Origin of the sequence: Streptomyces sp. NPDC001750, assembly GCF_042892615.1 — a bacterium.
Lineage (GTDB): Bacteria > Actinomycetota > Actinomycetes > Streptomycetales > Streptomycetaceae > Streptomyces.
The window spans coordinates 100326-112354 of sequence record NZ_JBIAUE010000016.1; the positions used below are offsets into that span (position 1 = coordinate 100326).

Sequence of the window (12029 nt, forward strand, 5' to 3'; positions counted from 1 at the left end):
GCGGTGCGTCGCAAGGCGGAGGGTCGCCCTCGTACGGCCCGTACGAGGACGATCCTCCGCCTCGCGGTCGCACGCACCGGACGCCGCACGGCTCGGCCTCCGGCCGAACGACGGCACTTCGACGACACGGCCCAGGACTGTCCCGACCCGAGGGCTTTTCGGCCCGGCCCCGAGGGAATCTCGGCTCCGCCCCGGCGTGAGACGTCCCCGGGGCGCGCGCCGTCAGCGTAGCGGACCGGGCGCGAACTCCCGCTCGGACGAAAGGAGTTCGCTGCCGGCCAGGAGATGGAGCTGTGCCTCCAGCCAGGCGTCGGCAGCGGCTCCGAGCCCCGTGCCGTCCGTCTCCGCCCCGCCGTCCAGCGCGTCGATGAAGGCGCGCACCAGTGCCGCCGCGCGGACCAGGCCGGTGCGCGACAGCGTCGTGGCGGCGCCCTCGATATGGGAGCGAGCCGGGACCGTCAGATGGCGCAGCCCGCTGTGCGGGACCGCCGAGAGCGCGGACAACGCCTCCTCCAGCGCCGCCGTCAGCGGATCGGACGGGCAGCGGGGTGCCGCCGCCAGTGCCGTGGAGCCGTCGCCCGGTGCGAGATCCGGCACGATCACCCCGGCCGGGGTGAGCACCGCGATCGGATCGATCGTGACGCCCTCGGCGGTACGGTGCACCGCACCGCTCACATGCGTCGCGCCGTCCTCCAGGGCCGCCGTCAGGGCGTCCAGCGCCCCGGGGCATTCGGGCCGGTAGGTGGACGTCAGCAGCGCCGAGGTCCCCGAGACATCGCGCACGACGGCTTCGACACGCTGCTCGGCCGGGTCGTAACCGACGCTCTCCACCGCCGACAGCGCGATGACATGGACCGATTCGGCCTCGACCCGAGGACGGATCAGCCGGGGCGGTCTTCCCGCCCAGCCCGCCGTGAGCGCGGACAGATCCCGTACGAGCAGAGGCTCGGGGAGCTCCGTCCAGGCCGTGCCGACCGGTGTCACGGTCGAGGTGCCGAGCCTGCCGCGGCCGACGGTCAGCACACGGCTCGCCGTGCGTCGCACGTTCTCGCTGACCAGGCTCCCGGTGGCCAGCGCGCCGAGCCCGGTGGCGAGGACACGGCGGGCGGCGAGCAGATGACCGCTGAGCTCCTTGCCCTCGGCGGCCGTCCACGTCTTGCGCAGGACCAGGACGGCACCCGCGCCGGGATGAGCGAAGTACACCTCGGAGACGAGGGCCCGGGGCGTGCCGTGGACACGGCAGCCGAGCGAGACGAGCCGGACCCGGCGCAGCGGGGTGTCCCCGGCCTCGCGGGTGCCCAGCACACCGGGCAGCGCGGCGGCCCGCCGTCGGGCATGCACCTCGGTGAGCAGGGCGGCCACCGACTCCGGGCGGTAGTGCGCGTCGCGGTCGGCGTACGCGATGAGCTGGTCCACCAGATCGGTGAGCGCACCGGCCGGCCAGTGCAGCGACCGTGCCGCCAGATCGGCACCGGCCCGTGCCAGGGCCCCGCCGAGCACCGGCCCGAGATGTGCCACGCCCTCCATCAGCAGCTCGTCGGCCAGTTCGGCGGCCGTGTCCATCGCCGGTCCGGCCGACGGCGGGGCGGCGGGGCCGCCACCGACCTGGACGGTCACGGACCGTTCCCCGGTCCCCGCCGCGTCGGCCGCCCGGAACGCCCATACCGCGAGGGCCAGCACCTCACCGCGCAGCGTGGGGGTCGCGTCCGTCAGCGCGTAGGCGATCTCGCCGGGCACCGGGAAACGCACCGTGCAGGTGGGGAGCTCGACCCGGGGCTCGGGGTGCTCCGGGGACGGGCGGTGTACCACGGCGGCGTAACCGCGGTCGAAGGAGCGACGGGCCGCGGCGAGCGGGCGGGCGCCGGCCGCCGCCGCGAGCGCCTCGTCGTCGGTGGCGCCCGGGGACCAGTCGGCGACCGGGGCGGAGGCCGCGTTCCCATCGTCCGTACGTTCCGTGCCCTCCCTGCCGGACGCGGCCTCGCGCTGGTATGCCAGCACCAGGCCCACGAGATGACGGCACACCCCGGGCGCGGCGCAGCTGCACGTGCCGTTCTCCAGACCGGTGCCGGGCGGCAGGGCGGCGGTGGTGCCGTCCGGGAAGCGGGCCCGCAGCGTGGTGTCCGGGTCGGTCGTGAGGGCCGGTGCCGTGCCGGTGTCGAGCTCCTTCGTGGCCCGCTTGACCAGGCCGCGGTTGGCGAGCTGCGCGAGCGTGTCGGGAGTGAGCGCGAGCAGGTCGGGGCGTGCGGCTGTCGTGTCATGGGTCGTTTCGCTCATCGGCCCAGCCTCTCGGCGACGAACTCCGCGAGATGGCCGGGCGTCATCGCCCCCACATGCGCCCCGGCCTCGGCGAACCGCGCGGCCGTCCCCCGGTCGTAGTCGGGCTCGGCGTCCTCGTCGAGCGCGGCCAGCCCCAGGACGGTGGTGCCCTGCTCCACCAGTGACCGTACGGAACGCACCAACTGGTAGGCGTCGCCGCCCTCGTAGAAGTCGGTGACCAGCGCGACGATGGTGCGCCGGGGGTTCTCCACCAGCCCCGCGGCGTAGCGGACCGCACGCGCGATGTCGGTACCGCCACCGAGCTGCACCCGCATCAGCAGTTCCACCGGGTCGCTCACGTCGGCGGTCAGGTCCACCACCTGGGTGTCGAAGGCGACCAGGTGTGTTTTGAGTCCGGGCAGGCCCCACAGGCACGCCGCGGTCACCGCCGAGTGGATCACCGAACCGGCCATCGAGCCCGACTGGTCGACCAGCAGGATCAGCTGCCACTGCGTCATGTGGCGCCGGGTGCGGGAGTGGAAGTGGGCACGCTCGATGAGCAGGCGGCGCTCGGCCGGCTGGTAGTGGGCGAGGTTGGCCCGCACCGTGCGCCGGAAGTCGAAGTCCCGCGCCAGCGGCACCCGGCTGGGGGTGCGGGACCGGGTGCCGTGGAACGCCCGGCGGACCTCCGGCCGGAGCCTGGCCAGCAGCTGCCGCACCACCGACTCGACGATGCGCCGGGCCAGCCGCAGCACCTCGGGGTTCATCAGATGCTTGGTCCGCAGCACGGCCCGCAGCAGCGTCGGGCTCGGCTCGACCCGTTCCAGTACGGCGGGGTCGGTGACGATCTCCTGGATGCCGTACCGCTCGACGGCGTCCCGCTCCAGGCGTTCGACGGTCTCCTTCGGGAACAGCCGGTGGATGTCGTCGAGCCAGTCGACCGTGGTCAGGGCCGAGGGGCCGTTGCCTCCGGTGCGTGAGGTGGTGCCGGAACGGCGCACACCGCGTCGGGCGAGGTCGGGGTCGCGGCCGTAGAGCCAGTCGAGCGCGGCGTCACGACCCACGCCACCGGGACTCAGTGGGCCGGTGTGGTGTTCGGCCGCGGAGCCGAGCAGCAGCCGCCAGCGCTCCAGGCCCGCGTCGGGTGCCGTGCCGGAGGCGGCGTCCCCGCGCCGGGACCCCATGTCAGGGCCGGTCGTGGCAGCGGGGCCGGTATCGGGCCGGGGTGCCGCCTCGGAGCCCGCTCCGGCCGTGGGCATGCGTCCGGCGGTGGTCGTGGGTGTCGTCGTGCCGGGGACCGCTTCGACCGTGGGCGCCGGGTCGGGAGTGCGTTCGGGGGTGGTCATGGGGTGGCTCCCAGGTCGTAACGGGCCAGCAGCCGGGAAACGGACTCCTCCAGGGCGCGGGCCCGGGCGATCAGCAGCGGGTCCTCGGTGGTCCGCAGCAGGGAGCGCGACGAACCGCGCACGCCCCGCCGTTCCAGCAGGCGAGCGGCGATCCGCTCGCGTTCGCGGGGCGGGAAGAACGTGAACGCCTGACGTAGCGCGGGCAGCCCCGCCAGGAACGCGTCCTCGGGCAACGCGCAGACCAGCCCGTCCAGCACGTCGAGCAGGGACTCCGCGTCTCGACCGGTCTCCTGGCCGTCGGCCGGGACCGTCGCCCCCGCAGGCTCCGTCATCTCGTCCCGGGCGAGTGCGAACAGCCCGGCCAGCCAGTCGCCGAGTGCGTCCGTGCCTGCTGCCGCCACCGCGCGCACCGCCTCGGCCGGATCCCCCGACGCGTCCGGGACCGGTGCCAGGGCCCGGTGCAGGCCGAAAGCGGCCCCGCGCAGATCGAACGGCGCCTGCGGATCGCCACTGATCCGCCACGCCGCCGAGACCACCGCCTCCGGGTGGACCGAGAGCAGTCGATCCGCGTGCCGCACCGCGTCCCGGACAGCCGCGACGGCACGCAGCCGCGGAAAATCCACCCCCGGTCCGCCGCGTGCCCCTTCGAGGAGCCACACCAGGCGCTCCGTCGCCCGGTCGACGACCCCGGCGAGCAACGGCCCCCGCGCCACCCCGAACACCCGGTCGTGCCGCCACAGCCCCAGCGCCGTGGAGAGGATCTCCCCGAGCGCGCCCGCGTCCTTCAACTCGCCCACATGGGAGGAGAGTTCACCGAGTAGCCGCGCCGAGAAGCCGTCCATTCCGCAGAGCACGGCATCGAACAGTGCCCGGGCCAGATCGTCCGCCCCGGACGCGGCGCCACGGGTCCGCTCGGCGAGCGCCACCGCCGCGGCCTCGGCCGGCGTCGCCCCGTACGCACCCGCCTCCACCAGCGCGGCCTCGCGCCCGGCGACGGACCGCGACTCCCAGCGTTCCGTGAACACCGGGTCGATCCCGTGCTCGGGACCGGAGATCCGCCCGTGCCCGGGGATCCCCAGCACCCGCAGCCGGTGCAGCAGTCGGCTGCGCTCCAGATCGACGGCGTCCGTGAGATCGAGCCGGTACGACGTCCCGGGCACGCCGTCGAGCGACAGCGCCGCCAGCCGCGTGGCCACGTCGTGGACCAGGGGCGGCGCGGGGGTGCCGGGGTGCAGTCTGCCGATGCGGTCGCCACCGCACGCCGACACCATCTCGACGACCACGGGGTGCGCCCCCGCGCCCAGCGGGCCCCGGCTCGTCCACGGGAGCGGCCGGTCCAGATCGTCCGTGATCAGGGCGCCCGCGAGACCGTCCAGCACATCGATCCTGGCGGGGCGGGGATGGCCGCGCAGTGTGGTGAGCCCCTGCGCCAGGCTCCGCGCGGCGATCAGATCGGAGGTGGACACCGGAACCCTGCGCGCCCGCAGCCGCTCGACGACCACGCGCAGCAGCCCCTCCGCCGCGGCCTCGGGGCCCGACTCCCACACCTGCTGGTAGTACCCGGGTGACGGCATCCCCGACTGGTACCCGGCGAAGGCGTCCAGCTGCCGGAAGGAGTACGGCACGAGGAAGCTCCCGGCCAGGGCCCCGTCCGACGGGGCGGGCACCAGCGGCCACCCGTCGGCGTCGTGCTCCCACCCGTCCGTACCGTGCTCGCACACGCCGTCGCCGGTGCCGCCGCCGCTGTCGTGCGGCTGTCCGGTCCCGGTGAGCGCCCGGAGCGCGGGCTGGTGGAAACCGCCGGTCACCACCAGCACCGGCCGATCCCCGGCCGCGGCGACCGCAGCCCGCACCCACGCCGCCATGTACGACTCACGCGACCGGTCGCCCGCGTCGGCCTCCGCGTCACCGCGCACCAGGGCGAAGTACGCGTCGAGCCGTTCCGCGAGGCCGTCGTCCGGTTCGACCTCGAACAGCCGGTCCCACAGGGCGTCCGGCGAGTCCACCGCGAAGTGCCGGCACAACCGGTCCGTCGCCTCCGCGTACCGCGCCTCGGCGTCGGCGTAGCGGTTGGTGCGCTCGGCGAACGCCGGATGCCAGGCCGGAAGGTCGATGAAGCGGACCTCCGCACCGGCCGCCCGTCCCGCCCGCAGCGCGACCCACTCCGGCGAGTAGTCGCAGAGCGGGGCCCAGGACGTGGCCGCCCGGTCCTCGTCCCGGTAGTGGCTGAACACCGCGACCGGCAACTCGTGCCCGAGCAGCAGTTCGTCCAGCCGGCCGTTCATCTCCGCGGGACCCTCGACGAGCACATGGGCGGGGCGGAGCTCGTCGACGGTCCGCCCCACGAGCCGGGCGCAGGCGGGGGAGTGGTGCCGCACTCCCAGGAACACCGCGGACATCAGTCGGCCAGCAGATGACGCGCGTCGTACAGAGCCTGCCATGCCGGGCCGCGCCGACGAGGCACCTGCTGCTCCAGGTAGCGGCGCAGCCGGGCGAGGTCCTCCGGGCTGTCCTTGGCCGCCGTTCCCGCCAGGCATGCCACCACATCGGCGGCACTGCCCGGCTCGCCACGCAGGAACCAGCCGCGCACCCCCACGGCATGGGCGACCGACACGGCCTCCGCCGTGCTCATCACCGCCGAGGGGCGGTCCGCGCCCGCTCCGGGCCCGCCCTGCCCGCCGGCTCCGTTCCGCAGCTCCCGGAACGTGGCGACCAGGACCTCCAGCACGTCGTGGTCCGGCGGCGGTTCCACCCCGGACCGCCGCAGCAAGGTAGTCACCTCCGCCTCGACGAGCGCCAGTTCGGTGTCCAGGTCGGGGATCGGGAACACCGTCTCGAAATTGAATCGCCGCTTGAGCGCGGCACTCATCTCATTGACGCCGCGGTCCCGGGTGTTGGCGGTCGCGATGACGTTGAATCCCTGCCGGGCGAAGACCATGCCGTCCGGACCCGCCAGTTCGGGGATCGCCACCACCCGTTCGGACAGCAGCGACAGCAACGAATCCTGCACCTCCAGCGGACAGCGCGTGATCTCCTCGAACCGCACCAGCCTGCCCTCGGCCATGCCACGCAGCATCGGCGCGGGCACCAGCGACCGCGTGGAGGGCCCCTCGGCGACCAGCAGCGCGTAGTTCCAGCCGTACTTGATCTGGTCCTCCGTGGTGGCCGCGCCGCCCTGCACGGTCAGCGTGGAGTCCCCGCTGACCGCGGCCGCGATCAGCTCGGAGAGCAGGGACTTGGCCGTGCCCGGCTCCCCGACCAGCATCAGGCCGCGACTCGTCGCCAGCGTCACCAGCGCCCGGTCCACGAGCGAGGGATTGCCGACGAACTTCCGGCTGATGCCCGCGTCCGCGTCGCCGACGACGAAGCGGCGCGCCGCGCGCAGGCTCAACTCCCAGCCGGGCGGCCGGGGGTCGCGGTCCTTCGCCCGCAGCGCGGCGAGCTCGTCCGCGTACCGCACCTCGGCAGGGGGCCGCTGCACCCGCCCGGCCGCTTCCTGCGCCGACCCGCCGGGCCGCTGTTCGTTCCGTACGGTCATGACGCGGCGCCCTCGGTGAGTTCGGTCAGGTCGGCGAGGAGTTCCGACACGGTCACCGGGTCCAGCCCGGAGAAGCGGAGCGGGTGCTCGTGCCTGGACCAGTGGTCCTGGGGGCGGGTGTCGAGCCACACCGTTTCGAGGGTCTGGTCGGGGAACATGTCGACCACCCCGACCGCGATGCCGGTGTCGAGAGCGATCACCAGGTAGCGGTTGTCGCCCAGCCGCTTGGAGATCCAGCGTTCCACCCCGGCGTCCTGCGGCACGCCCCGCTCCCAGCCGCGCCGCTCCAGTCCGAGGACCTTTCCGGTCGGCACCTTCAGGCCCTCGAAGCGGGTGAGCCGATAGCCCTCGCGCTCCTCGTCGGACAGCGCGAGCACGGCGCGGCCGAGCTGCGGGAACGGCTGGAGGATCTCGTAGTCGGCGAACAGCTCGGACCAGGCGGCCAGCTCGCCGCCCAGCCGGACCGGGTGCGCCAGCCGCACCGCCGCGTCCTCGGCCAGTTCGAAGACCTCGTCCTCCACGTCGGCGAACGTGCGGTCCTCCGCGACCCGGAACGCGGTGGACGCCCCGTCGTCCGTCTCGCTCAGCCATACGAGTCGGCGCACCAGGTGCCAGAGCAGCGGATGGGCGACGAACAGTTCCCGGAACTCCTGGGCCGTCCAGGAGCGCCCGGTCACCATCGCCGCCTCCAGCCGGCGCACCTGGTCCGACGCGATCGTCCGGACGTCCTTCTTGAGCGCCATGAACCGCTTGCGCTCCGCCGGGGCGAGCTCCGCGTCGTCCCGGGCGCCCGGCTTGGGCAGGTCCTTGCGGCGCTTGCCGTCCCCGTCCAGCACGTACGGCCGCAGCTGCTCGTCGAAACCGACCGTGAACGTCCGCGAGCCGTAGTCGACGACGGTCGAACCGTCCTCGTCCAGACCGAGGTCCGGCACCAGGCGGTCGGAGAGCTGTTCCCCGGTCAGCCCCAGTCCGGCCGCGACCTCGGCGATCTTCTCCTGGGCCCGGGCCTTCAGCCCCTTGAACTTCACCCGCTGCGCGATCGCGTGCAGATGCAGCAGCGCGACATCGCTGCCGATCGTCGCCAGGACGTCCAGGCCCTCCACGGCCCGGTGGTGGGCGCCCTCACCGGGCCAGGTCCGGATGACCGGAGTGAGCCTGCGCACCGTCTCGTCGTCGCCCAGCAGCCCGAGCGCATGCAGCACCCACGACTCCTTCGCGGGCATGTTGGCCAGCTGCCACTGCTCGAACAGGGCCCAGGCGAACGTGGCGAGCGTCGCGGGTTCGGCCGTCTCGACGAGCTGGCCGACACCCGGGTAGACGTCGCCGGACTTGGACAGCGCCAGGGTCGTCAGAGCGTGGTGCACCGACGGTCGAGGCAGCGCACCGCCGGACCGGACCAGGATCTGGGGCAGCAGCGCGGGTTCCGCCCATGCCGGGAGCGCGGGCATCCTGGCGGGCAGCGCCCGCTCCAGTGGATCCGCGGCCAGCAGCCCCTCCACCGCGGTCAGGGCCTCGGGGCCGTACCCACGGGCGGCCTCGCGCACCGCCTCGTCGCCGTGCAGCGAGGAGATCAGCGTCAGCGCCTGCTCGGCGGCGCGTCGGGCGGGGCCGGGCTTGCCCACGGCGTCGGGCACCAGGAGCGGGGCGGCGGCCGCGCCGTGCCGGGCGAACCAGGAACGTGCCGTCGCCGCCACGGACTTGAGACGCACCGCCCAGTCCGCCATGTTGCGGGCGACGCCCACGTCGGCGAACGGGAGCAGCACCGGTGCGAGAGAGGCCGGCTGGCGGGGAGCGGCGCGCAGCAGCAGCGGCAGAGCGGCGAGGCCGAAGCGGGCCGCGATCGGCTTGAAGGTGTCCTCGGCGTCCCACAGGTCGTTCGGATCCCACGTGGCGAGATACGGGGCGACCAGCTCCTCGGGGCCGTGGACGTAGCGCCAGGCCGAGGAGAGATGGTCTCCGCGCAGGTCGTGCTGGACGGAGGGGTCGTTCACGTCCCATCCGGCCGACCGGCCGCCGGTGCGCTCGGTCGTGTACCAGGACGTGGTGGCGGCCCAGGCCTCCCGTTCGCCGGGCAGCCACTCGACCGAGGGCGCGGACTCGGCGGTCAGACCGGTCACGACCAGGGCCTTGGCCTTGGCACGGGGGCGGGACCAGGGCGGCGTCGTCAGGACCTCCGGGAGCGCGTCGGCGGGGGCGTCGGGGACGAGACCCACCGGGTTCAGCAGCGGCTCCACGACCTCGACGACCTCGGCGTCCAGACCGCCGAGTGCGAGGGACACCACCTCGCGGCAGGTCGCGAGGTGGCCCCGGATCAGCTGACGCGTCCGGTCGGCCGCCGCGCCCGAGGCGTGCCGCGATTCGGCGGCCAGCAGGCGCACGGCCCGCACCGGACAGCGGCGCATGGCTTCGAGGAGGGCCGGACGCACGTGCTTGAGGTCCGCGTGCGCCAGCAGGGCGAGAAACGCCTCGTCGGTGGGGATCTCGGCCAGGGCCTCGGCGGCGGCCTTCACCGCGTCGGCGTAGTAGGCCCCGCCCTTGAGCTGATCGGCCAGCAGTGGGGCGACGGCCGTTCCGATGCCCTCGGCCAGCGTCGCGACGAGCGCCGCGTTGTAGGCGAGGGGCGGCCGGTGGGTGAACCCCGTCACCTGGTCGCCGGAGTACAGCGAGGCGAACATCATCGTCAGCAGGCTGTCGTCGTGCTCGTCCAGAATCCGGGGATCGGCACAGAGCTCGTCGACCCAGTCCGTCTCGCTCGGCACCAGATAGGAGACGGAGACCCTGCGGACGACATCGGTACGGCGCTCGGCCAGCGCCGCGACCGCCGCGCGGTAGGTCTCCTCGTCGGCCTCGGCCAGGAGCGCGCGCACCCGGTCCGTGACCGGCCGGCGGTTCCGCGTCCAGTACGTGTGGTGGGGGCGGGTGAGCACCTGCAGCTTCGGCATGGTCCGCGAAGCGCCGGCCTGCTGCCACGTCGCCTCGACCGAGAGCATCTCGGCGGCCGCGCACGCGGCGAACGGCAGGCCGTACCGCTCGGCCCACAGGTGAGCCCAGGCGGAGTCGGGCAGGGGCAGCGGGACGATCGAGGTGAGCAGGGCCGCGCCGACCGGTGTCGGATCCCCCGAGACATGCGCCCGCAGCTGGTCGGCCAGCCCGCGGTCCGAGTCGGACGAGTCGACGAACCGCTGGATCCAGGACGCCTGCTCCGCGACCGCCGTGTCGATCTTCTCGAACGCTCCCGACGGGAGCCCGCTCGGCACCCGCGGCGAACCGCCGCGCCGGGGGAGGAGGATGCTCTTCCACTTGGCGGGGAGCGTGAACGTGTCCTCGTCCGGCAGGACCGGCGGCCCCTCGGCGGGAGGCGTGTCCAGGACCGCCGGGGCGCCTCCGGCCGCCGATGCGGCGGGCACGGCCGAGGCGGCCACCTCGCGGTACCCCTTCTTCTCCTTCTCCGCGATCGACTTGCGGACCTGCTCCGCGGCGGCCTCGGCCGACGCGTACTCCTTCGTCTGTGTACGGCCGGTGCTTCCGCATCGTCCATGACGCACCGTCACCACGGAGCCCTCGGCCCCGGTCTCCCAGAACTTCGACGCGGTGCCCTCGACGTATTCCCAGCGGCGCACGGGTCCGCCCCCCTTTCACACCTGGACGACCCGCGCTCCGGCGGGTTTTCGATCAGTGGTGCCACAGTAGAACGGACCACTGACAACGCAGCGTGACCAGGGCCTCCGCTCGATGAATCCCCAGGTCGGCCGAAGGCGCGGGGGTACCGGCGGGGTGGCGGCGAGCACGGCGCGGCGACGGGCGGCGCGACGCCCGGGAGCCGGGGCCGCGAACCGCCCGCGTCAGGGAGCGGAGACCGCGCGTGCGCCTCCGGAAGGCGTCCATGACGGGGTCACGCCCATCACCTGGCAGACCATCAGGAAGAGGGGGATGGGCGGGGTGTACGGCGTGTGGTTGTCGGGTCGGTGGATCAGCCTCGGCCGGTCCGCCGGAACCCGCGCCCCGCGCACGTAGGCGACCTCCACGGGCCAGTCCAGATCCAGGTCGGAGCCCGCGGGCACGATCCACCACCACAGGTCCGTGTCCGCGAAGACGCAGCCGGTGCGTGGCAGGTGGGACAGCAGCCGGAAGCCGTGGCGTGCCGGCACGCCCACGGCGTCGCAGCCCAAGGTCGCCGAGAACGCGGGCGGCAGCGGCAGCCGCACCGTCTCCGCCCCGGAGGGGGGCCCGGAGTCGTGGGGACGGCGTGCCCTGCGCAGATGCGACATCGCGTTCCTCAGCATGAGCGCTCCGAACCGTGCGGCAGCTCCGCCCACACGATGCGGCCCGAGCCGAACTCCGCGTAGCGGGAGCCCCACGTACTGCACATCGCGTCGACGAGCAGCAGTCCGCGTCCGTGCTCGCCGGAGGCGGTGCGGCACAGCTTCGGCCCGCCGGGCTGGTACCCCTGGTCCTGCACGGCTATGCGCAACCGTCTGCCGAGACATCGCAGCTCGCACACGACGCGGGCGCTCCTGGTGTGCACCACCGCGTTGGTGACCAGCTCCGAGACGATCAGGACCGCCGCCTCGTACGCGTCGTCGTCCAGCCGCCACTCGTCGAACCGGGCCCGCGCCAGCTGCCGCGCGCCGGCCACGGACTCCGGGTGTGCCGGCAGCGCGAAGCAGTACCGGAGCGCTTCCGTCCCGGGGCTGAGGTCCATGAGCCGGGGGATGAGCGCACTGCCAGGTGCCACAACCATTCCTCACAGTGGGGGCTGCGTCACACTCCGCGATCGCACACGAATGACCGCGGTCGTGACTACGTGAACTGGTTCCCTCAACAACTTTCCCCCTGTCCGGAACACTTGGCAAGAGGCACTCTGAAAATTTCAGAGTGACTGTGTCACG

7 protein-coding genes are annotated in these 12029 nt (G+C 73.8%); all 7 read right to left on the reverse strand.

Translation table 11 applies throughout. The features are described from left to right. Positions 1 to 222: 222 nt before the first annotated feature. On the reverse strand, positions 223 to 2274 hold the full coding sequence (locus tag ACFYY6_RS23835) for a hypothetical protein (protein ID WP_386609694.1): 2052 nt from the start codon (positions 2272 to 2274) through the stop codon (positions 223 to 225). Next, the gene (locus ACFYY6_RS23840; RefSeq protein ID WP_389195011.1) at positions 2271 to 3602 is read right to left on the reverse strand and encodes a VWA domain-containing protein; all 1332 of its coding nucleotides are present in this window, start codon (positions 3600 to 3602) and stop codon (positions 2271 to 2273) included. The genes ACFYY6_RS23835 and ACFYY6_RS23840 overlap by 4 nt, the downstream gene beginning before the upstream one ends. Continuing rightward, positions 3599 to 6001 carry a DUF5682 family protein gene (locus ACFYY6_RS23845; protein WP_389195014.1) on the reverse strand — a complete coding sequence of 801 codons (2403 nt, stop codon included), beginning with the start codon at positions 5999 to 6001 and terminating at the stop codon, positions 3599 to 3601. Before ACFYY6_RS23845 ends, ACFYY6_RS23840 begins: the two co-directional genes overlap by 4 nt. Then, positions 6001 to 7140, reverse strand: coding sequence for an AAA family ATPase (locus ACFYY6_RS23850; protein ID WP_351630175.1), 1140 nt, complete (start codon positions 7138 to 7140; stop codon positions 6001 to 6003). The genes ACFYY6_RS23845 and ACFYY6_RS23850 overlap by 1 nt, the downstream gene beginning before the upstream one ends. Then, complete coding sequence (locus ACFYY6_RS23855; protein ID WP_389195017.1) at positions 7137 to 10760, reverse strand: DUF4132 domain-containing protein; 3624 nt, start codon at positions 10758 to 10760, stop codon at positions 7137 to 7139. Before ACFYY6_RS23855 ends, ACFYY6_RS23850 begins: the two co-directional genes overlap by 4 nt. A gap of 222 nt (positions 10761 to 10982) precedes the next feature. Then, positions 10983 to 11423, reverse strand: a complete 441-nt coding sequence (locus ACFYY6_RS23860) for a hypothetical protein (RefSeq protein WP_351524724.1) — start codon at positions 11421 to 11423, stop codon at positions 10983 to 10985. Beyond that, complete coding sequence (locus ACFYY6_RS23865) at positions 11417 to 11875, reverse strand: ATP-binding protein (RefSeq protein ID WP_351524723.1); 459 nt, start codon at positions 11873 to 11875, stop codon at positions 11417 to 11419. The genes ACFYY6_RS23860 and ACFYY6_RS23865 overlap by 7 nt, the downstream gene beginning before the upstream one ends. Between the last annotated feature and the right edge of the window lie 154 nt (positions 11876 to 12029).